The 22,846-nt window shown below is 44.1% G+C and carries 21 protein-coding genes; 3 read left to right on the forward strand and 18 right to left on the reverse strand.

Annotated features, from left to right (window positions below; translation table 11 throughout):
* Positions 1-320: 320 nt before the first annotated feature.
* Both BLS65_RS09500 and lgt read right to left on the reverse strand, forming a co-directional pair.
* Positions 321-1,028 (reverse strand): hypothetical protein, encoded by a 708-nt coding sequence (locus tag BLS65_RS09500; RefSeq protein ID WP_092438332.1) that lies wholly within the window; start codon positions 1,026-1,028, stop codon positions 321-323.
* A gap of 544 nt (positions 1,029-1,572) precedes the next feature.
* The gene (lgt, locus tag BLS65_RS09505) at positions 1,573-2,448 is read right to left on the reverse strand and encodes a prolipoprotein diacylglyceryl transferase (RefSeq protein ID WP_092438334.1); all 876 of its coding nucleotides are present in this window, start codon (positions 2,446-2,448) and stop codon (positions 1,573-1,575) included.
* Positions 2,449-2,808: 360 nt separating this feature from the next.
* Between lgt and BLS65_RS09510 the strand changes: the two genes are divergently transcribed.
* Entirely contained in the window at positions 2,809-4,926 is a 2,118-nt protein-coding gene (locus BLS65_RS09510; RefSeq protein WP_244500683.1) for a dipeptidyl-peptidase Dpp5, read from the forward strand.
* Positions 4,927-5,016: 90 nt separating this feature from the next.
* Here BLS65_RS09510 and aroF read toward each other — a convergent pair whose 3' ends face one another.
* From aroF to miaA, 9 genes are all read right to left on the reverse strand, one after another.
* Positions 5,017-6,036 (reverse strand): 3-deoxy-7-phosphoheptulonate synthase, encoded by a 1,020-nt coding sequence (gene aroF / locus BLS65_RS09515; RefSeq protein WP_092438336.1) that lies wholly within the window; start codon positions 6,034-6,036, stop codon positions 5,017-5,019.
* A 66-nt stretch (positions 6,037-6,102) separates the two neighbouring features.
* Entirely contained in the window at positions 6,103-6,873 is a 771-nt protein-coding gene (gene trpA / locus BLS65_RS09520) for a tryptophan synthase subunit alpha (RefSeq protein ID WP_212590523.1), read from the reverse strand.
* Positions 6,860-8,047, reverse strand: coding sequence for a tryptophan synthase subunit beta (trpB, locus tag BLS65_RS09525; RefSeq protein ID WP_092438340.1), 1,188 nt, complete (start codon positions 8,045-8,047; stop codon positions 6,860-6,862). Before trpB ends, trpA begins: the two co-directional genes overlap by 14 nt.
* Positions 8,048-8,101: 54 nt before the next feature.
* Positions 8,102-8,758, reverse strand: a complete 657-nt coding sequence (locus BLS65_RS09530) for a phosphoribosylanthranilate isomerase (protein WP_092438342.1) — start codon at positions 8,756-8,758, stop codon at positions 8,102-8,104.
* On the reverse strand, positions 8,733-9,563 hold the full coding sequence (locus BLS65_RS09535) for an indole-3-glycerol phosphate synthase TrpC (protein WP_092438344.1): 831 nt from the start codon (positions 9,561-9,563) through the stop codon (positions 8,733-8,735). The genes BLS65_RS09530 and BLS65_RS09535 overlap by 26 nt, the downstream gene beginning before the upstream one ends.
* Before the next feature lie 5 nt (positions 9,564-9,568).
* Positions 9,569-10,564 (reverse strand): anthranilate phosphoribosyltransferase, encoded by a 996-nt coding sequence (gene trpD, locus BLS65_RS09540; protein WP_092438347.1) that lies wholly within the window; start codon positions 10,562-10,564, stop codon positions 9,569-9,571.
* 11 nt (positions 10,565-10,575) lie between these two features.
* The gene (locus BLS65_RS09545; RefSeq protein WP_092438349.1) at positions 10,576-11,226 is read right to left on the reverse strand and encodes an anthranilate synthase component II; all 651 of its coding nucleotides are present in this window, start codon (positions 11,224-11,226) and stop codon (positions 10,576-10,578) included.
* An 11-nt stretch (positions 11,227-11,237) separates the two neighbouring features.
* Positions 11,238-12,617: an anthranilate synthase component I family protein gene (locus BLS65_RS09550; RefSeq protein WP_092438351.1), complete on the reverse strand. Its 1,380-nt coding sequence runs from the start codon at positions 12,615-12,617 to the stop codon at positions 11,238-11,240.
* A gap of 537 nt (positions 12,618-13,154) precedes the next feature.
* Complete coding sequence (gene miaA / locus BLS65_RS09555) at positions 13,155-14,069, reverse strand: tRNA (adenosine(37)-N6)-dimethylallyltransferase MiaA (protein ID WP_092438353.1); 915 nt, start codon at positions 14,067-14,069, stop codon at positions 13,155-13,157.
* A gap of 78 nt (positions 14,070-14,147) precedes the next feature.
* On the opposite strand from miaA, the gene BLS65_RS09560 reads away from it, so the two are divergent.
* Both BLS65_RS09560 and smpB read left to right on the forward strand, forming a co-directional pair.
* Positions 14,148-14,708: a YIP1 family protein gene (locus BLS65_RS09560; protein WP_092438355.1), complete on the forward strand. Its 561-nt coding sequence runs from the start codon at positions 14,148-14,150 to the stop codon at positions 14,706-14,708.
* 12 nt (positions 14,709-14,720) lie between these two features.
* Positions 14,721-15,179, forward strand: a complete 459-nt coding sequence (gene smpB / locus BLS65_RS09565) for an SsrA-binding protein SmpB (RefSeq protein WP_092438357.1) — start codon at positions 14,721-14,723, stop codon at positions 15,177-15,179.
* A gap of 177 nt (positions 15,180-15,356) precedes the next feature.
* Here smpB and BLS65_RS09570 read toward each other — a convergent pair whose 3' ends face one another.
* From BLS65_RS09570 to BLS65_RS09600, 7 genes are all read right to left on the reverse strand, one after another.
* Positions 15,357-16,007, reverse strand: a complete 651-nt coding sequence (locus BLS65_RS09570; protein ID WP_212590524.1) for a GNAT family N-acetyltransferase — start codon at positions 16,005-16,007, stop codon at positions 15,357-15,359.
* A gap of 198 nt (positions 16,008-16,205) precedes the next feature.
* Positions 16,206-16,784 carry a rubrerythrin gene (rbr, locus tag BLS65_RS09575; protein ID WP_092438361.1) on the reverse strand — a complete coding sequence of 193 codons (579 nt, stop codon included), beginning with the start codon at positions 16,782-16,784 and terminating at the stop codon, positions 16,206-16,208.
* 12 nt (positions 16,785-16,796) lie between these two features.
* Positions 16,797-17,474 carry a flavin reductase gene (locus BLS65_RS19035; RefSeq protein WP_170830065.1) on the reverse strand — a complete coding sequence of 226 codons (678 nt, stop codon included), beginning with the start codon at positions 17,472-17,474 and terminating at the stop codon, positions 16,797-16,799.
* Positions 17,475-17,844: 370 nt separating this feature from the next.
* On the reverse strand, positions 17,845-18,441 hold the full coding sequence (locus BLS65_RS09585; protein WP_092438365.1) for a hypothetical protein: 597 nt from the start codon (positions 18,439-18,441) through the stop codon (positions 17,845-17,847).
* Between the two features lie 140 nt (positions 18,442-18,581).
* Positions 18,582-19,004 carry a GNAT family N-acetyltransferase gene (locus BLS65_RS09590; protein ID WP_092438368.1) on the reverse strand — a complete coding sequence of 141 codons (423 nt, stop codon included), beginning with the start codon at positions 19,002-19,004 and terminating at the stop codon, positions 18,582-18,584.
* 53 nt (positions 19,005-19,057) lie between these two features.
* Entirely contained in the window at positions 19,058-19,873 is an 816-nt protein-coding gene (locus tag BLS65_RS09595; protein WP_092438370.1) for a ZIP family metal transporter, read from the reverse strand.
* Positions 19,874-20,240: 367 nt separating this feature from the next.
* Positions 20,241-22,754: a glycogen/starch/alpha-glucan phosphorylase gene (locus BLS65_RS09600; RefSeq protein WP_092438372.1), complete on the reverse strand. Its 2,514-nt coding sequence runs from the start codon at positions 22,752-22,754 to the stop codon at positions 20,241-20,243.
* Positions 22,755-22,846 lie beyond the last annotated feature (92 nt).

Here is a 22,846-nt window from a genome sequence, read left to right on the forward strand (position 1 = left end):
CTGAATTAATTGTCGTACATCCATGATATCTATCTTCTTTGCGGCCATATCCCTGATTTAAGTTTCAGCGATAAGATAGAAATCATTCCTTTCAATGGCTCAATGGCGCAATTTGCGTCGAAACGGGTGGCGCAACTTCGACCGAAACAATAGCCTAAATGCACCTAAAAAAGTGGCACAACTTCGACCGAAACGCCTGGCACAACTTGAACCGAAATGGGTGGCACAACTTCGACCGTTTTATCTAGTTTTCACCTAAGTAGGTGAAAATATTTTAATCGGGAAAGCCTTGTGATGATTATTATTACAGGGGTTCCCGATTATTTTATGCTTTTATGTTGCGGATATAAGGTAGTACAGGATGGAGAAGTTATTACTATCTCATAATTCTTAAAACTGAAATACTTATCATCTTCATTTTTTTCGGCAGGATAGGCTGCAATGATACTATTTGATACTGCATCGAAATTGGTATTGTAAGTAGCATTTGATGCTTGTTTATCTTTTCGTGTTGGATGTTCACAGGTTATCAGATCACTTTTAGAAAGAAAATACTGTTGATAATACGTATCAAAGGCATAGGTTTTAATCCTTCTGTTTTCAAAAGTGTATTTAGGGGGAGCTTCTGTTCGAAACATTTTAGGAAACATTCGGCTTATCTCAATCTCCGAAAAGAACTGGTTAGGTTTACTGTCTGGATTTATCACAGCATTACCAGGTAGCATCCAATATTGTTTCCTTAGCGATTGTTTTTCGCCAACTTTGCTCACCTCCAAAACTTCAACATTATTACAGTGTTTCAATCCTTTATTCGAGAGAACAATTACCAAATCATCTCTTTTTCTTGCTTTTAGCATTTCAATAGAAACGGTCTCAATTCTAAAGATTTTGAAATTAGCGCCATCTTCCTCAATTGCAGCAACCGAATAGGCTCCTTGATAATCGTTCCACGAATACAGTAACGGTATGTTTTGAGAAAACGCTAATGAACTAATCAACATAAATGCACCTAAAAAAAATGTCTTCATCGTCCTGGGTTTTAGTTAGTTTAAAATAACCAATATTTACGAAATATACATTTGTTTTTATTATAACGCTACACATTCAACACAAAATATTAATAGGTTTCTTTGCCGCCAACGGTTGACGGATAGAATAGGGCGTGCGTTTCCCCCAAATAATAAAGGCTAATCCTTCGCTGAAAGCCGAAAGTGTAAGCAGTAGCAAAAAAGAATAGGTAATGGCGAAACAGGCCGAGGCGTTTCATCCTAAATAAATTTAGATAGTCGCGGATGGAGTGTTCTCTTTTTTCGTTCCATAGGTCAAAGTTATAAATCTTGTTTCTAACAAATACTTTGACACTCTTTTTGTAAAATACTATTGAACTTACTCCTACTCTACGAAACATATTGCCGCTCCCTCCGGCTGTTTCCGCACTATAAGAAGAAAAAAATTACTTGAACGTTAAAATCTTAATTGAGATTTCTTTCTGCATTATCGATAACATCACGCCTCTATGCGCAGAGTGTAATTTTACCGGTAAACGCCTGACAAATGTTGCACTTTAGAATCCTAATTTCCCACCAACAAATCAGAACTGCCCGTATTACCATGTTGTTTGCTGTTATGCACAGGTGTCCTTTTCCAAATGATTAATCCAATGCCACTCAAAATAAACGGGATACTCAAAAGTTGACCCATATTTAAAATCATTCCGTTCTCAAAATCAACCTGATTAATCTTTAAAAATTCTAATATAAATCGTGCTCCAAATAACAGAACTAGAAACAATCCAAAAACATAGCCGTTCTGTCTTTTAGTTTTTTGGTTAGAATATATCCTGTATAAAACAAGAAAAATTGTCAAGTATAAGAAAGCTTCATAGAGTTGAGTTGGATGTCTAGGCAATAAATCGACTCTTTGAAAAACGATGCCGTAATTTGAGCCCGTGGGTTCACCAATGATTTCTGAGTTCATGAAATTGCCAAAACGAATAAATGCTCCTGTTACAGGTGTTGCAATTGCAACTTTGTCTAACACCCACAAAAAGTTAGTATGATACTTTTTGCAATACAACACAATGGCAGTCAATACACCTATTGCACCTCCATGGCTTGCTAGACCTTGAAAACCTGTGAATTCGAATCTCCCGCCGGCATCCCATCTAAATGGTAGGATTATTTCCAGTGGTTGTTTGAAATAATACTCTGGCTCATAAAATAAACAATGACCAAATCTTGCACCGACGATTGTCCCAATGAAAATAAAAATAGCTAGTTTTTCCAATTTTTCAATTGGCAAATTCTCTTTGATGTAAATTCGTTTCACAATATAATAGCCCAAAAACAATCCTGTCAAAAACAGAAGGCTGTAATACCGGATAGAAAACACTCCGAATAACTTTATGATCTCAGGGTCGATGTTCCAATTTATAAATACGGTCACCATACTTTATTTAGTTCTGTGTCGCATCTAACCATACACTTGGTGTTTATTTCGGCTAATAGATGCAACACAAACTTAACCCTTTCATCAAAACAACCAAAGCGAAAGGAATAAATAATTCAGGAATGAAGCGGGTTTCAGGTCTTGAGTCTATTTACACCGTTGTGTGGCATTACGGCAACGCCAGAACACGCAAACTAACCCCTCCGTTCTGAGAATAAAGCAGATTAACCTATAATCCTTTCCCTTCGGAATCCTCTAAGGATGGCTTGGATGAATTATATATCAAAATCACTCTATGTATAGATATAATCTTCAAAAAATAAGGATAAATTCACACCGAAATCACAAACCCATTACGTAATGAAAAAATCAACCTTAAAACTAACGCTAATCGGTATGGCGCTTATGACATCGCTATGGTCGTGCGACAGCAAGAAGGAAATTGCATCAACCGATGCCACATTTACAATCGATACTGCCTTAACCGCAGATGAGATCAGTAAAGGAATTCTTTCACCTGAAATCCTTTGGAAATTTGGTCGAGTTGGCTCCCCCGCCCTCTCCCCCGATGGAAAAACCCTTGCCTATACCATATCCTACTACAATCTCAAGGATAACAAGGGCGTTACAAACCTATACGTAATACCCACCTCGGGCGGCAACCCAGTAAAACTTACCGATGCCACTGGTTCCGAATCGAACCCACAGTGGAGTGCCGACGGAAAATCTATCCGATTCCTTTCCACCCGCAGCGGTTCGTCCCAACTTTGGGAAATTACGGCTACTGGCGAAGATCTCAAACAACTTTCTAAAGTAGATGGCGATATCAATGGGTTCAACATCTCTCCATTGGAGGACAAAATCCTTTACGCCATGGATGTGAAGGTGGATATGGCAACCATCGACAAGCACCCCGACATGCCCAAAGCCAACGTGCGCATCATTGAGCAACTCATGTATCGCCACTGGAACTACTGGGAAGATGGCTCCTATAGCCATGTGTTTGTAGCCAACTTCGCAAAGGGAAACATTGGTGAGGCAAAGGACATTAATAAAGATGAGGCATGGGATACGCCAATGGCTACCGACTTCGATATTGCCGAGGTGCAGTGGAGCCCCGATGGAAAGAACATCGTATACGTCTCCAAGAAGTTGATTGGCAAAGAGTATGCTGTGAGCACCAACTCCGATTTATACCTCTATAACCTCGAGAGCGGTGAAACCAAAAACATTACCACGGAGAACATGGGTTACGATCGAAATCCGGCCTACTCTCCCGACGGAAAGTATCTGGCTTGGTGGAGTATGGAAAAAAACGGATACGAATCGGATCAAAAGCGCCTATTCGTTATGGAGTTGACTACCGGTACAAAGACATACCTCACCAATGGCTTCGACCAAAACGTAGAGCAATTCGACTGGGCTCCCAACAGCCAAGATATCTACTTTGCTAGCGGTATAAAAGGAACAGAGCAGCTCTACAAAATTAATGTTGCCTCGAAACAAATAGCCCAAATCACCAAAGGAATGCACAACTACGTATTTGCACAAAAACGTGGAGATGTGCTTCTTGGTGAGAAGATGTCTATGAGCATGGCTCCGGAATTCTTCACTGTAGATGAGGCTACCGGTACCGAAACCCAGCTTACCAAGACCAACGAGCACATTTACCGTCACATCAAGATGGGCAAATCGGTGGAGCGCTGGATTAAGACTACCGATGGAAAGGATATGCTTACCTGGGTAATTCTTCCTCCAAACTTCGATAGCACCAAGGTTTACCCTGCCCTACTCTACTGCCAAGGTGGACCTCAAAGCACCGTTAGCCAAAACTGGAGCTTCCGCTGGAACTTCCAAATTATGGCGGCTAACGACTACGTAATTGTAGCTCCTAACCGTCGCGGTGTTCCATCGTTTGGAAAGGCTTGGAACGAGCAGATATCAGGTGATTATAGTGGACAGAATATTAAGGACTACCTTAGCGCTATAGATAATGTGAAGCAAGAAAAGTGGGTAGATGAGAACCGACTCGGCTGTGTGGGTGCTAGCTACGGTGGATACTCAGTTTACTATCTTGCCGGCACGCACCAAAAGCGTTTCAAAGTGTTCATTGCTCACAATGGTATGTTCAACTTCGAGAGTTTCTACGCAGGCACAGAGGAGACATTCTTCCCTAACAACGACTTTGGTGGAGCATACTGGGATAAGAACAACAAGGTGGCTCAGCGCACCTACGCCAATAGCCCTCACAAGTTGGTGGGCAACTGGGATACCCCAATCATGATTGTGGTTGGCGAGATGGATCTACGCATTCCATACACCGAAGGCTTACAGGCGTTCAACGCGGCTCAACTTCAAGGTGTACCTAGTAAACTATTGGTTTACCCTACCGAGACTCACTTTGTGACCAAACCACAAAATGCAGTTATCTGGCAACGAGAGTTCTTCAGCTGGTTGGATAAATACCTTAAGAAGTAGGTTAACGTGATTATTTAAGAAAGGGGAGCCAAATGGCTTCCCTTTTTCACTTCCCGATCAGTGCAACGCTAAGTCTGGAACAGGAATGGTCTATGAAAGTCCAAACGTTGATTTTAGGGAAACCGTTTGCCTCAACCTATCGAAGAGTTGCTCGGCCTCACTGTAACAGAGCGATTGAATTCCATCGGAATAAGCCTTTTCAGGCTCTCGGTGAATCTCCACAATAACGCCATCGGCTCCGGCCATTACTGCTGCCAGCGACATGGGTTCCACTAAATTACGAATTCCCGTTCCATGAGAGGGATCGACCACCACTGGAAGATGCGATTTCTGTTTAAGAATAGGCACCGCGTTCAAATCGAGAGTGTTTCGATAGGCCTTTTCGAATGTTCGAATACCCCGCTCGCAAAGGATGATCTTTTCGTTTCCTCCCGAGAACACATACTCGGCCGAGTAAAGCAACTCTTCGATGGTTCCCGAGAATCCGCGCTTTATCATCACGGGTTTATCTACCCTGCCTAGCGCATCGAGAAGGCTAAAGTTTTGCGCATTGCGCGTTCCTACCTGAAAGATGTCGATATAGGGATACATCGCCTCTATTTGGTCGGGTTCCATTACCTCCGAAACCACCAATACACCATTGAGTTTGCAGATGGAGTGAAAGTAGCGGAGCCCTTCAATCCCAACTCCTCGAAAGGAATAGGGCGAACTGCGTGGTTTGAAAACGCCACCTCGCATAACAAACACTCCATTGGACTTTAGAAAGCCTGCAACCTCACTCACCTGCGCGTCATTTTCGATGGAGCATGGGCCAGCCATTATGGTAAAATTGCCCCCACCTATGCTAATCCCATTCCCTAGCGGAATGCTGCTGGGGGTAAGTTTCCACATGCCCGAAACCAGCTTGTAGCTATCGGTAACCCGGTGAATATCGGTAATCCCCGGTAAGTTTCCAATGGACCGGATATCCATATCGTTATTGCCAATGGCCACCCAGTAGCAAGCAATGCTGGTGATTACCTCACGAAAAGAGTAACCAGCACGCTCCAGTTCCTGCGATATAGCCGCACGCTGCGGCTCTGTGATATCTTGTTTAAGTTGAATAACCATTTTAATAAGGAGTTTAGCGATTTAAGTTAAGTAATTTAGAATGGCTCCAGCCTATTTGAAACTACTTCAACCAACTATACTTTTTACAAATATTTTGATGTCATTAGTCAAGTTGTCAGATTGTTCCAGCATCTTTACAAATGCCGATCCAACCACTGCACCACGGCCATACTGGGCTGCCACATCAAAGTCTTGGTGGTTCGAAACACCAAACCCAACCAAGAGTGGTTTATACCTATTGGCAATTGAGGTAGCAGTCCGAAGCTGTTCAAAGCGCTTCGCATCCAAAGTTCCTCCAGTTGTTACCCCCGACGAAACCATATAGATAAAGCCCTGCGATTGCTTCGCCAGCATCTCGATACGAGCGGGTTCTGCGGTGGGAGTTGCCAGAAGAATATTGTAGATGCCATATTGGGAAAAGGCTTCGGCATACTGAGCATCAAAAACATCGAGAGGCATATCGGGAATGATTACCCCATCAACGCCACACTCCTGGCAACGCTTCAAAAATCTTTCGACACCAAACTTCAGAACCGGATTGAAGTAACCCATTAGAACAACAGGAATTGCGACTTTCGCCCGAAGAGTTTCCAACTGGGAGAAAAGGAGTTCAATGGTTATTCCGTTTTCGAGGGCAACCTTGCTGGAGTGCTGAATAATTGGTCCATCGGCCATAGGATCGGAAAAAGGCATGCCAATCTCAATAAGATCGACACCGGCCAACTGAAGCGCATGGGCAATTTCGACGGTAGTGTCGCGCCGAGGATATCCAGCCGTAAAGAATACCGAAAGTATATTGCTCTCCTTTGTAGAGAAAAGTGCATCAATTCTGTTCATAGCCATTATAGTTTAGGTAAGTGTCCATATCCTTGTCGCCACGCCCACTGAGGTTTACTACCACAACATCGGTACTCCGAAACGTAAGTTTATTCAGGACAGCGAGCGCATGAGCCGATTCAATAGCTGGAATTATCCCTTCCAAACGGGTAAGCAATCTTCCGGCATTCATAGCCTCACTGTCGGTTACAGATAGGTAGGTGGCACCACCGGTTTCATTTAAATATGCATGCAACGGGCCAATACCCGGATAATCAAGCCCTGCCGAAATGGAGTAAGGCTCAATGATTTGCCCATCGGAGGTTTGCATGAGGTAGGTAAGGCAACCGTGAATCATTCCTTGACTGCCACAAGCCAGCGTGGCAGCAGTATCACCTGATTCAACACCGTTTCCAGCCGCCTCAACTCCAATAAGTTTAACCGATGTGTCTCCAATAAAGTGGCTGAATGCTCCTGCAGCATTACTACCACCTCCAACACAGGCAACCACATAATCAGGGCTAGTTCTCCCTTCATGGGTGAGCAACTGTTCGGAAATTTCCTTCGAAATCACAGATTGTAACCTTAGCACTATGTCGGGATATGGATGTGGGCCAATGACAGAACCAATAAGATAGTAGGTATCCTCGGAGTTATTAATCCAGTCGCGAATAGCCTCGTTGGTAGCATCCTTCAGCGTGCGGCTACCGCTGGTAACCGCCACCACCTTGGCCCCGAGATATTCCATACGCTGAACATTAGGCTGCTGACGCTTCACATCAATTTCGCCCATATAAACAACACACTCTAAACCCATGAGAGCACACACGGTAGCCGTAGCCACGCCGTGCTGTCCAGCACCCGTTTCAGCAATAATTCGGTGCTTACCCATGGCCTTAGCAAGCAATATCTGGCCAATGGCATTGTTGATTTTATGCGATCCGGTATGGTTTAAATCCTCCCGCTTCAGGTAAATTCGGGCCCCATACCTCTCAGAAAGTCGCCGAGCAAAGTAAAGCGGTGATGGACGTCCTACATAGTTTGTGAGCAGGGAGGCATACTCAGCTTTAAATGCATCGGACTCCAACAGTTCGACGTAGCGTAACTGCAATTCATTTACATTTCGAAAGAGCAACTCGGGTATGTAGGCTCCGCCAAAGCGGCCGTAATATCCATTGTTAGTTTTTATAGTCATTCCTTGTGATTTTTAAGTTATAAGCGATAGGTTAACATCTACCAGATTATGTGTTTATCTCTCGTCGTGTCCAGTCACTTTCAGTTTCTTTTTCTGAATACCCTCAACAAATTCTCTCACCTTGGCTATATCCTTCACGCCTGGTGAAATTTCGAATCGGCTATTAATATCGACCCCAACCATGGCCGGATGCTTCATCTCATTAATTGTAGGAAGGTGATGGATAGAGATTCCTCCGCTTAAAAGAAATGGCGTTTCTCCCACATAGCTGTTGAGTAAATCCCAACTGAACGAGATACCGTTTCCGCCTCTATTGCGCCCCGAAGCATCGAATAAAAACATCGTGCAGTATGGGTGAAATGCATTAGTAATGCGGAAATCGAAACGTTCATCTACCGAGAATGCTTTAATAACCGGAATCCCCATATCCATCAAACGAGCACAGTAATCAGTATTCTCTTCGCCATGCAGCTGCACAATATCGAGGGAGTAGTTCGCGTTGGCAATCAAAACCTCCTCTAGTGATGCATTCACAAATACTCCAACCCGCTTTACGAAGGAAGGAATCGACCCATTAAATTCGGCACCAAACGGCTGCAGTATTAGCCGTGGTGAAGCCGGATGGAAGATAAAACCAACCATATCGGCACCAGCCAAAACCACATCGAGGGCATTCGCTTGGCTATTAAGCCCGCAAACCTTCACTATCATAGCATTCAATTGTTGAAGTTAGCGTTTGAAGACGATTAATAAACTCCCTGCAAGCTTGCACCGGATCGGCCTCGCGCATGAATCGCTCACCAATCAAGAAACCGTTAAACCCTTCGCGCTTAAGCATCGCCGCCATTTCGGGCGAATGAATTCCACTCTCGCTAATCTTCACCATCTCTTTTGGAAGAAGTGGTAGGAGATTTAACGACTGTTCAACAGATACAGCCATATCCTTCAAATTGCGGTTGTTTACGCCAACGATATCGGCAAACTCAGCATAGGGCAACTCCTCCTTCGAATGGATCTCCACTAATACTTCGAGCCCTAATGAATGAGCCAACTGGGCCATTGTCTTTGTTTCAGCAATGGAAAGTAATGCAGCAATCAGGAGAATAGCATCGGCACCGCTTGCCTTTGCCTCATATATTTGATAGGGCTTTAGCATAAAATCCTTCTGAAGAATGGGGCAATAGTTCAGCCGCCGAGCTTTGGTTACATGCTCCAAGTTGCCGCCAAAATAGTTTCCCTCGGCAAGTATCGAAAGTGCCGAAGCACCCGCTTGCATATAACCCACTGAAACCTTTGCCACATCGGCGTAAGGATTAATGGCACCAAGCGATGGCGATTTTCGCTTAAACTCCGCGATCACCCCACTCTTATCGGGGCGAGTTAGGTATTTCCTAAGCGAAACGGGCTGCGTGGCGAAGTAAATACTCTTCTCCAATAGCTTTATTGGGTAGAGCTGCTCCCGCTCGGCAACCTCTACCAATTTCTTTGCGGCAATGGTATTTAGTATACTATCCATGTGATCTATCGGTTTAAATTCATTAATGTTTCGAAACTTTTATAGGCCTTCCCCGACTCTATTACCTCACGAGCAATGCCTATGCACTCCTCCATCGATTTACTTGGGGTCTTAACGCTAATGGCAATTCCTGCATTAGCCGAAACAACAGCATTTTGAACGCTGCTTCCCTCTCCTTTTATGATTCGAAGAAAGAGTTGGGCCGACTCCTCCACGGTTGTACCTCCCGCCAAATCGCACTCGTCCAGTTCAGGTAGGTGTAAATCCTCGGGGTCAATCAACTCTTCACCCTTATTGCTGAAGAACTTAAATGGCGAGGTGAGCGAAACCTCATCGTAACCATCGAGGCTATACACTACGGCAAAGGGCTTATCCTCTTGCTGAAAGAGGTATGCGTATATCCGAGCCAACTCAGCGCTAAACACGCCAACCATCTGCGCCTTGGGGAAAGAGGGGTTTACCAATGGCCCAAGCATATTAAAGATAGTCCTAACGCCAAGTTGTTTGCGCACGTCGGCCACATTTTTCATGGCGATATTGAACAGCGGGGCGTGTAAAAAGCAAATCCCCGCCTGATCGAGTTCGCGCTTAAGTTTACAGGTATCGGCCGAGAAACGGTAGCCATAGTATTCGAGAATATTGGAGGAGCCACACACCGAAGACACGCCGTAATTCCCATGCTTAGATACTTTTATTCCTGCCGCAGCCGTCACAAAGGAAGCGAGGGTAGATATATTGAAGGTATCCTTGCCGTCGCCACCGGTTCCGCATAGATCGATCGTATCAAATTCCGATAAGTTTACCCTAAGGCACATATCGCGAAGGGCATCCCGGAATCCAGCCAATTCATCTACTGTAATTCCTCGCACCTGAAAAGTGGCAAGCAGAGCTGCCGTCTGGGCCGAAGAGAAGGTTCCATTGGTCATATTCACCAGCATCTCCGAGGCTTGGTGTCTACTAAAAAGTTTTTGTTGAAACAGTTCGTTTATTGTTGCTTTCATCGTAGCTCCAGTTAACAGGTTAAACCAAATGATATTCCATCAAAATCGAAGGATCGACTCCCCTTTGCAGGCAAAACTACGCCACCCGAAGTTGGAGAATCTAACCAGTTGGCAATCATGGCAAGTCCATGCTGCGTAAGAACGCTCTCCGGGTGAAACTGAACCCCCCTTACATCGAAACTGCTATGAGAAATGGCCATAACTAAACCCTCAGAATTGGTGGCAGTGACCCTTAGGCTGGCGGGCAATTCACTCTTGCTTACCACCCAACTGTGGTAGCGTCCTGCCCGAAAAGTATTGGGCATTCCGGCAAATATTCTATCGTGGGGTTCTCCCACTAAAACATCATCGGCAAAGCCATGCACTACCTTGCCCATATTCTCTAAGCGACCACCAAATACCTCCGCAATAGCCTGCATGCCTAAGCATACACCCAGTATGCTTTTGGCAGGAGCAAACCGTTCGATAATGGCTTTTAGACTTCCAGCCTCGCTGGGAATTCCAGGGCCAGGTGAAAGCAAAATCTTGTCGAATGGTTCAATGGCATCGAGTGAAATTTCATCGTTCCGAGCAACGGTAACCTGCTTTCCGGTTAACGCCTCTACCATATGCACAAGGTTGTAGGTAAAGGAGTCGTAATTATCTATTATTAATACATTCATGTCTTTACGATTTAAAGATTATGCGCATTTTCAATGGCTTTACGAAGTGCCATCAACTTATTATCGACCTCTTGCAATTCCGACTCTTCGGTGGAATCGGCTACCACCCCGGCACCTGCGCGGTAGAAAAGAGTGTTATCCTGACTCAGAAAGCTGCGTATGGTAATGGCTTGGTTTATGGAACCATCGAGCCCAAAAAATCCAACGCAACCACCGTAGTAGCCCCTGGGTGACGCCTCATACTGCTCAATAAGTTCCATCGCCTTTACCTTAGGCGCACCCGAAAGAGTTCCTGCAGGAAAGGTATCGGCGAAAACACGAATGCCTGTTCGCCCACTCTTTATCTTTCCGCTGACCGTCGAGACAAGGTGAATAACATGAGAGTACTGTTTAACGACTCTAAACACATCCACCGAAACCTCTTGGGCATTTCTGCTTAGATCGTTACGTGCCAAATCGACTAGCATAACATGCTCGGCATTCTCCTTAGGATCGGCAAGTAGACGCTCAGCCAAGATCTTATCTAAATCCACATTACCAGTTCGACGAAAGGTTCCCGCAATGGGATTCACCTCAACCTTATTATCGTAGACCTTAACTTGCGTCTCAGGACTGCTACCAAAGAGCCGGCGGCTACCTAAGTCGAAATAGAAGAGATAGGGTGAAGGGTTAATGGAACGTAAGCTACGGTAAACATTAAACTCATCACCCAAAAATTTCTGACTAAATAGCCGTGAAGTAACCAGTTGGAAAACATCGCCGCGCTGGCAATGCTGCTTGGCCTTGGTCACCATACCCTTGAAGTGCTCATCGGAAGATGCGGCGACCTCCTCCCCACAGCATTCGAAAGGGAATAGGGGTACGCGTCGGTTGGTGAGCAATGCTACGATCTCGGGAATACGGCTAGGTTCATTATCGACCAGGTTTTCGGCAATGATCAGCTCGTTACTCAGCTGATTTACCGAGATCATAATCCTAAAGAGCCGGTAATCCATCTCTGGAAGGGATTCGTCTCCACGAACATTAACCTTTTCGAAATATTTAATCGCATCGTAGGAGGTATAGCCGTAAAAGCCATTGAAATCGACCCGTTCGCCCTCAACCTTAAATGAGTAAAGGAATTTTTCGAGGAAGGAGACAAGGTTTCCGCGCTCCTGAATATTGCTCACCAGTGGAGGTTGGTTTCGGAACCGACCTGTGGCAACACCCTTCAACACCTTAACCGAGGCTATGGGCATCACGCAGATAAAAGAGCGGCTGGTCTCCGGTTGCTCATAATCGTTACTCTCGAGCAGAAAGGCTCCGGGATATACATCCCTTAACTTGAGGTAGATACTCACCGGAGTAACCAAATCGGCAAGCATGGTTTCTTTAATTACATGAAGGGTCATAGCAGATTTTTTTGAGTTTATAATAGGCGCACAAAAAAAGGGCTCGCCGGATAACCGACGAGCCCTTTCCCCTGAGGATATGGCATAGTACGTCAGCTTCCGGGAGGGAAGGTATGACGCCACCAATATTTATTTACTTGAGTCTTTACTGCATTCATGATTCAGAGTTTATTATAAAAAAAATGCCCACCGCGTGTAGCAATGGGCATCAATGGTTTTTAGGCATAGCGCGTATCACTCACAGGATTCCGTGATTAAATTACGCCACCAATATTTTGAAGTATTATACATTTTCTCGCTTTTGTCAGGATGCAATATTAACCACTTTTTCGATACAACCTACAGTTACAGCAATTTTTTCGTGAAAAAATCCTACACTCGATGTTGATTAATGTCCCTTCTACTCTATGTGTCAATACACTAATTATTCAATGCGACAACTAGTTAACTGCTAAAAAATTTTATTTCTTAATTGTCGCATTACCATATTACTGGTTCATTTCATTAGCTTATTGGCTCGCTGGCACATTGCCCCATTCAACCTATTTTCTGAAGAATAATAGCAATCTTCTCCTCCATCGGCAGCATTCCATCAATCAAATGAATGTTATTACCATCACGTTCCATTTTGCGGAACCAGGTTGTCTGTCGTTTAGCAAATTGATGAATGGCAACGTTGAGTTGCTCTACCATTTGGTCGTAGGTAATCTGGTCAAGAATATACATGGCAATAAACTTATACTCGAGGCCGTAGAACAGCATTGTCTCCACCGGAACGCCCCCCTTAATGAGCGCCTCAACCTCCTCAACCATTCCCGCCCTTAACCGTGTATGCAATCGCTCCGTAATACGCTTGCGGCGAGTATTTCGATCAACCGTTATGCCAAAATAGATATTCTTGATTTGGGGATAGGCCATCGCCTCCACCTGATGTTCCTGCTGGTAGAGTTCAATCTCGATGGCTCGGATAAGCCGTTTTCGCGTATCAAAATCGGTATGGTTGTGCACACTCTTAAGGGCAGTAAGGCGAGCCTCAAGATCAATTTCGGGCAGCAGTTCAAGTTCGCTGCGCAATTCATCGTTAATGGGAACCTTCATTAACTTATAACCCTTTACCACCGCATCAATATACATGCCCGTTCCACCGCAAAGAATGGGCATGCGGCCTCTCTGCTTAATATCGTAATAGGCTTTTATAAAATCGTTTTGGAATTCAAAAACGCTATACTTGTAACCGGCATCCACAATATCGATAAGATGGTATGGAATCGACTTACCATTTACCAGGTAATCGGCATAATCCTTTCCCGTGCCCAGATCCATCCCCCGATACACCTGACGCGAATCGGCCGAAAGGATTTCCCCATCGAGAACTGCCGCCAAATGGGCAGCAACAGTAGTCTTTCCAACTGCTGTTGGTCCAATAATTGAAATTAGGTCGAGGTTTTCCATGTCTAATTGAGCAGTTAAGGATACGGAGCGCAAAACTCTGTCAAAAATAAGCTAAATTTGTCGGCTAAATAATAGAATATGACATTGATTAAAAGGCTTGAATTCGTTATCAAGTTTATGCTTAACCCAAAACAGGAATGGAAAACCATAGAAACCCTTCCTTACGACTTCAATAATCTGCTGATATTGTTCCTTCTACCGATGGCGGCGCTAATTGCCATTGCGGGTATTATTGGTGGAGTAATATGGGAAGATATGTTCTTTGAGGCTATCTTTTTGGGTATTGGTATTGGAGCCAGCCTTGGTGCTGCAGTTGCTGCTACAGCTCTCATACTGGATCGAATCACCCATTCCTTTGAGGTGGAAGAGCACAGCAACAAGGTGCTTCGCCTAATGATTTTCTCCTACGCTCCGGTTTTCTTATTCGGATCATTGGCTTTAATCATTCCACAACTCAATTTTATCTTCAACCTCCTTTGCATTTATGGGATTTACTTATTCTGGGTTGGGGCGAAAGAGATGTTAAAAATAGCCGAAGAGAAACTTATTGGCTTTGTCTTTATCAGCATTATTATTCACGCCGCTGTGCTTGCCGTTTGCTTGGTAATCATCAAAGGCTTTTTTGGACTATTTTACTAATTCATTCTGATCATGGGAACAGGCTACACTCCAATAGTTATTAGAAACAAGAAGGCAACTTTCCTTTTTGAACTAATGGAGACATTCACAGCGGGAATTGTACTTACCGGAACGGAGATTAAATCGATCCGGATGGGCAAGGCAAGCTTGGTGGAAGCCTATTGCTACTTTGTAAATGGCGATCTCTGGATAAAGGGAATGCACGTGGCCGAGTATTGGTGGGCCAACCGCTTTAACCATGATCCCAACCGCGAGCGCAAGCTGCTCCTAAACAAGAAGGAGTTGATCAAGCTTAAGAAGAAATCGCAGGAAAAAGGGCTTACCATTATTCCATTGAAACTCTTCATAAACGAAAAAGGATATTGCAAAGTGGACATTGCCCTTGCCAAGGGTAAGAAAGTATTCGATAAACGCGAGGATCTAAAGAGCAAAGACTCCAAGCGCGAAATGGACAGAGCCATGAAACAGTAACGATATATGGAAAAACCGGAGCGAGAGTTCTGGTTTTTTTGTGGGGTTAGGGAGAAGGGAAATTAAACAGATAGTAAAACATCCTAAAACCCGATAAACATACACTAACAAACCCAGCAGTGTATGCGGTCAGATAGTGGCGATTGGGCAAAAGCAACAACTAGAAACACGAAAGCACTACGCCTTACAGAAAGGATTATCGGATCGTAAAAGGGAGAACATGTTCATGTCGTAGTGCTTATCGTCCCAGAACATCCACTGACGAAGTATTCCTTCGTTGGTAAATCCCAACTTGGCGAGCACTTTGTCCGAAACAATGTTCAGCGGCATAACCTCTGCCTCAATTCGGTTTACCTCGAGCCGATTAAACCCAAAATGAATAACTGCTCGTAAGGCCTCGGTAATGTAGCCCTTATTCCAATGGTCTGGTTGTAGGTCGTAGCCAATATTGGCTCGGTGGTGCTTGGTAAAACTATTAAAGCCAACAGTTCCAATAATATTCTGACTGCCCTTTAAGGCAACGCCCCACCGAATACCAAGTTTATCGGCAAATCGGTTTTGAAACCAATCAATAAGTTTTTGAGCTTCGTGCTCATATTTGAGCGGAAGAAGGTTATAGAACCGAGTTACCTCCTCGTCTCTAAACAGTTTAAAGAGATCAGCCAAATGTGCCTGCGTTATCTCAATAAGATCAAGTCTTTCGGTGTGCAATACCGGGAAAGCATCAAATAGGGTATTCTTACTATCTGTTTGCATGGCTAATCGGTATTCGTTAAAAACTATTTCATCAGGTAGTCCTAATCCAAAGGTAGGCAATTCACTGAACAAATTTACAAGTGTTTCGGATTATTCTGTAAAGCTTTTCTTGCAATGAATAAATACAAACATTTTGTTGGCTTAAACTGATTTTGCAAAAACGACATCATACTCTCGAGGAGAGAATAAATGCAAAAATAAATGCCACCAAATCAAAATAAAACCGGAGATGAACCCCGGTTTGTATCTTTAATCCAAAAGAGTCTACCTTTAATAATTCTCGCTCCAAAGCTGCATATAGGCCTTAGGATGCAGGCAAGCAGGACAAGTCTCCAGTGCCTTTGCCGATTCGTAAATGTAGCCGCAATTGAGGCATTCCCACCAAACCTTTCCATCCTTCATAAAGACCTTGTCTTCCGAAATATTTTGGAGGAGTTTTAAGTATCGGCGCTCGTGCTCTACCTCTACCTTTGCAATCATCTTAAAGGCCACCGAGACTTCAGGGAAACCTTCTTCTTTTGCAATTTCAGCAAAGTTTGGATATAAGGTAGTCCACTCCTCATTTTCGCCTTCGGCAGCAGCTTTTAGATTTTCCTTTGTGGTTCCTATTATGCCTGATGGATAGGTTGCTGTAATCCCAGTCATTCCACCCTCAAGAAATTTAAAGAATCGCTTAGCATGCTCCTTTTCTTGAAGAGATGTTTGCATAAATATGGCTGCAATCTGCTCATAACCCTCTTTTTTTGCAACGCTCGAAAAGAAATCATAACGATTTCGTGCTTGCGATTCTCCTGCAAATGCCTTCAACAGATTCTGCTCTGTTTTGGTCCCTTTTAATGATTTTGTCATAGCGCGTATCAGTTAAATTTCGATGAAATCCGATTTTTCGGAGCCACATACTGGGCAAATCCAATCGTCGGGAAGATCCTTGAATCTTATACTTTCGACGGCCTCGTCGTAGATATATCCACAGGCGAGACATTTATAGCTCTTCAATTCCAATTGGGCAGGCTTGGCAATTAACTTTGATTTATCAACATAGGTAGGAGCATTCTTGGGTGCCACACCTTTCTTCACCTCACGATAGTAGAGATAAGTCAATGGCTCCTTGGTATCATCAATAATCTCGGCACTGATCAACTCACCAATAAACATCAAGTGTGTACCCACATCAACGGTTTGAACAACCCTTAACTCCATATATGAAACGCAATCATTCATCACAATTGGAACGCCGGTTTCGCCGTATTTAATATCCATGTTGGCCATCTTATCGAAATCTTTACCACTCCGATATCCAAAAGTTCCAAACATTTCGGCGGAGGCATTCTTATCCATTACCGAAACAGAAAACGCTCCATGTTTTTTGATCACTTCTGCCGTATAGTTATCCTTGTTACAGCAAGCAGCAAACTGTGGTGGATTGGCGGTTACCTGAAATACGGTATTTGACACAAACCCATTGCCCTTGTTTTTATCGCCGGAGCACACTAGGTATAAACCGTAAGAAATTTTAAATAAGGCTTCGAAATTTATCATATCCATTGGAATAGAAAACGATTAAAACATCCGATATCTCTTAATAACATAGACCCCTAAGCAATTTGAGCCAAGGCATTATAACTCCTGTGGTAATTTCAAAGGTACGAAAAATAGCAATCCACTTTACTTAAAGATTGTTATTCTTTAAGGCCGAGAATTGGTTAACAAGTGCGAGAAAAAATATCGATTAAGGCTCTGATGCAGTTGCCAGAATGAGGCGTTTAAATTGCTCCGCCCGATAAATCCCTGGCGATTGATTCGAGGGAATGTAACTTACTTGAAAGACAGTAGAGCCTAAAGGCATATACCTTTAGGCTCTTCCAAAAATAGTTGCAAATTAAACCTAGAAAAGTCACCGTAATGCTAGCTACTCAATCGACGTTAGATTAACAAAATCGCCTTCGTCGAAGCCAACGGTGACAAAGAGTTTAGGGTTGTTCTTTAAGAAGTGTTGCTTATTCATGCTCTTAGTTCGAATTATCTCATCTAAGGTAAGTGCACAGTAGGCCAGCGGCAATATCCAATCGAGGAAGGAGTAGTCATCCTTATCCTTCTTGATAATCTCATCCATTTGATTTAGCACATCGAGAATACCAAAATTTTCATCGGGTTTATAGGTAGATTTAACCGCCCAATCGATGTAATCCTTATCGTAACTCTTGGCTCCAGATAGGTAGATGGCGTAGAGCTCCTTCTTGTCCTCCTCATCATAAATTTTGGTAATACCAATCCATAAGGCCGCAATACCCTTCGGAATAGGCGAAAGGGTAACAATATCTGCCATCCACTCCTTAATTTCTTCCTGCTCGGGCTCAACCTCCAGCTGCCTCAGGGAATCCCAATATTTCTTGGGCTTTAACTGCTCATGAAAATCGATGATTTTACCCCAAGCTTCCTTAACCGGCAGCTTAGCATTGAAAACAGACTCGAAATGTTCCCAGGATTTGTCTTCGGAATAGTTCATATGGATCGTTTTTAATTATTGCTAATTCACTAAGAATCAATTCTCGTTTCAGAGTTCAATCCTAAGCCAAAGATAGGCAAAACGATGATAGTTTTAAGAATGAAATGGATTACTCGGTTTATCCTTCGATGAATAGTAACTTATTCTACAAAACCCCTCCCCTGCATCGTATCCGCATCGAGGAATAGCGCCATGCCCGTTTTCATCCTCTTAAAGTTCATTGTTTTATAGAAGGCATCCTTTCCTGGTGCAGCATAGAGGATGATATTGCACTGAGGCAACTCTTTAATAATACTATTCACAATCATTCGACCAATTCCCTTCCCTTGATATTCGGGAAGAACGACAACATCGTAAATTGCGGCCTGATATGCACCATCGGAGAGGGCACGCCCAAAGCCTACAATCTTGTCGGAGTCAAATACAAAGAGGACTGTGTGGCTGTTGCCAAATGCTTTATGATGTATGGCTCCACTATGACTTGCCATCCCTACAGTTCGCAAAACCTCCGATACATACTCCCAATCGATGTTCGTGCAATCGTGCTGAAATCGTAAGTTCATAGCAATTCAATTATCGGTGTTTGATGAGGATGACGCATCTATTGACTGGAATACTAACCGAGGGCTACGTCAAGCACCATCATGGTGGCAAATCCCAGCATGGCTCCAATGGTAGAGAGGTCCGTTTCGTTTCCGGTTTGCGATTCGGGGATTAACTCCTCCACCACCACAAATATCATGGCACCAGCGGCAAACGAGAGGGCATATGGCAGTATAGGAGTCATCACTAAAACTAGGTAAGCACCAATCACACCAGCAATAGGTTCCACTATACCCGACAGTTGTCCGTAATGAAATGCCTTTAACCGAGAGAATCCTTCGCGCCTAAGGGGAATGGAAACAGCCGCACCTTCGGGAAAGTTTTGCAGACCAATTCCAAGGGCAAGAGCAATGGCTCCCGCAAGTGCTCCTGTGGTGGGATTGCTAGCAAGCGCACCAAAGGCCACCCCAACTGCCAATCCTTCGGGAATATTATGCAGGGTAATGGCCAAAACCAGCAAAATACTTCGCTGCCATGGTGTCTTAATACCTTCGGCCTTATCTATGGAAAGTCCCATGTGAAGGTGAGGCAATATCTTATCTATAATTAGAAGGAAAGCGCCCCCTGCGAGGAATCCTACCAGAGCAGGAATCCATGGTGTTGTACCACTGGCCTCGGCCATCTCGATGGATGGCTTTAGTAGCGACCAAAAGCTTGCAGCAATCATAACTCCAGCCGCAAAGCCAAGCATTGAGTTGAGAACTTTCTTATTAATGGTTTTAAAGAAAAAAACCATTGATGCCCCAAAAGCGGTTATTCCCCAAGTAAACAGGGTGGCAATGAGCGCTAGTAAAACCGGATTAATGGTAAGTATCCATTCTAAATTCATTATTCTACTTTTTTATGCTTTGTAAAATTACACTATTCGTTTAATTGGGCAATACACCACCACCCTAACTGAAATTCTATGTCTGTATGCTGTCGTCTTATCAAGAATCGAATCATACTGCTCCATTGCTGCCAAAAATGACACTAGAATTAAATATCAAGCAAGCCTGGTAGATAATTTCTAGTAACCCATAAGCATTGCCATTGTTTATATCAATGTCAAGAAAAAGTTGTGATAGAATAATCAATATCACCTACCACTCAAATCATGGATAATGGCTGCAAGACAGAATCAGCGCTCTCCCCAATTCTCTAACACTGCCCGTCCTTTAACCTCTTAACTTTAAACCATCGGGGAAATTACAAGACTATGCTTTCCTGATATTAAAAGGCTTTACCTTCCATATCTTTTCGCAATAGTCCTGAATAGACCTGTCGGAGGAGAACTTACCCATTCGTGCCACGTTGAGGATAGCCATCCGGTTCCATTCGGCAGTGTTTTTCCATGTTTCGGCAACTAAGTCTTGGCAAGCAATATACAAAGAGAAATCGGCCATAAGCATAAACGGATCGTGCCACAACAAGTTGTCGGTAATGGGTTTAAACAGGTTGGTGTCGCCATTGGAGAATCGGCCCGAATTAATCATGCTTATTACATTGCGCAATTCCTCGTTATTGTCGTAAATAAAGTGAGGGTTGTATCCATTCCGCTTTGCATCTTCCACTTGAGCGGCAGTAAGGCCAAACAGAAAGAAGTTATCGTTGCCTACCTCTTCTCGGATCTCTACGTTTGCCCCATCGAGCGTGCCTATGGTAAGGGCGCCATTCATAGAAAACTTCATGTTGCCGGTACCGCTGGCCTCTTTGCCCGCAGTTGATATTTGTTCCGACAGATCGGCAGCCGGGTAAATAAGCTGCGCGTTGGTTACGTTGAAATCGGGAAAGAAAACCACCTTGAGCCTATCTTTTACATCGGGGTCGTTGTTTACCACATCGCCCACGGAGTTGATAAGCTTAATTATAAGTTTTGCCGAGAAATACCCAGGAGCCGCCTTGCCTCCAAAAATAAACGTGCGGGGAACAATATCAATGTCGGGATTCTGCTTAATGCGTAAGTAAAGTGCAATAATATGAAGCACGCTAAGGTGCTGACGTTTATACTCATGAATTCGCTTTACCTGAACATCAAACATCGATGAAGGATTAACAACAACGCCTGTGCGCTCTTTAATGAGGGCGGCAAGTATTTTCTTGTTCTCGAGTTTTACACTCCTGAACTTTTCTCGGAATGCCGCATCGTCGGCAAACGGTTCCAACTTACGCAGCTCATCAAGTTTGCCGGGCCACTTATCGCCAATCGATTCGATAATAAGGTTGCTTAATCCGGGATTACTCAGCACCACAAACCTACGAGGTGTTACTCCATTGGTCACGTTATGAAACCGTTCTGGAAACATCTCTACCCAGTCGTGCAATATTTGTTGCTTAAGCAGCTCGGTATGCAGCTCGGCCACCCCATTTATTGCACAGCAACCTACGCAAGCAAGGTTGGCCATGCGCACAAACTTTTCGCCCGACTCATCAATAATCGACATGCGCGACAGCTTTCCGTTATCGCCCGGAAACCTACTGCTTACCTCTTTCAGAAAGCGGTAGTTGATCTCAAATATAATCTCCAGCACGCGCGGTATTAGATAAGCAAACAGGCCCACCGGCCATTTTTCCAATGCCTCAGGAAGCAATGTATGGTTAGTGTAGCTACATGTGCTGCAGGTGGTATGCCATGCTACGTCCCAGTCAACGTGGTACTCGTCTACAAGTATGCGCATGAGTTCGGCAACGGCCACCGAAGGATGCGTATCGTTAAGCTGTATAGCCCACCGCTTATGAAAATCTTGAGGCTTGCCATCAAACCGCAGATGAATATTCATCATGTCTTGCAGCGAACACGAAACAAAGAAGTATTGCTGCTTTAGCCGCAGCTTTTTCCCTCCAAGCATCTCATCGTTTGGGTATAGCACCTTGCTAATATTCTCCGATTTAACCTTGTATTCTACCGCCTTATAGTAATCGCCTTGGTTGAACGACGAAAAATCGAACGACTCCTCGGCTTCCGATTTCCACAAGCGAAGAAAGTTACATGAGGGCACTTTATATCCCATTATAGGCGTATCGTAGGGGATTCCGGTTACCATATAGTCGGGTTTCCAGCGATAGCGTAAATACTCATTGGAGTCTAGATACGATTCAGTATGACCACCGAACTTAACGTTTACCGCCAGCTCGGGTCGGGCACTCTCCCACGGGTTTCCGTTACGCAACCACTTGTCGGTGATTTCCACCTGCCAGCCATCGCGTATCACCTGATCGAAAATGCCAAACTCGTAGCGTATTCCATAGCCTATGGCTGGAATTTGCTGCGAAGCCATCGAATCAATATAGCATGCGGCTAAGCGACCTAAACCGCCGTTGCCAAGGCCAGGCTCTTCCTCCTGCGCCATAATAGTGTTTAAGCTAAAGCCAAGCTCTTGAACTGCCTGTTCCATCTCGGCCATAATGTTCAGGTCAATCAGGTTAACGCCTAGCTGTGGCCCCATAAGAAACTCAGCCGACATGTAGCTAACCAGCCTTACATTATTATTGTCGAACACTGCGTTCATGGTCTTGTGCTCATGCTGCAAGAGCCTATCGTGTACAGTATGCGACACTGCCATGTAGAGATCGTTTAGCGATGTATTCACAATGTTTCTACCCTGTTGGTAGAACAAGTGTTCGGTAATTGCCTGCTTCAGAGACTCTACATCCATTCCCGATCGCACATCAATAGTAGGCGCTGAAGCACGCTTGACCTTACTGTTGTTTGCATTGCTCTCTTTTGCCATAGAAATTTCGTATAAAATGCTCTACTAGCTTATCAAAATAATAAGTAGCAAAAGGTACGAATAAAATGCATATCGAACGGACCCAACAACAT

The sequence above is a fragment of the Williamwhitmania taraxaci genome (assembly GCF_900096565.1).
Classification (GTDB): domain Bacteria; phylum Bacteroidota; class Bacteroidia; order Bacteroidales; family Williamwhitmaniaceae; genus Williamwhitmania; species Williamwhitmania taraxaci.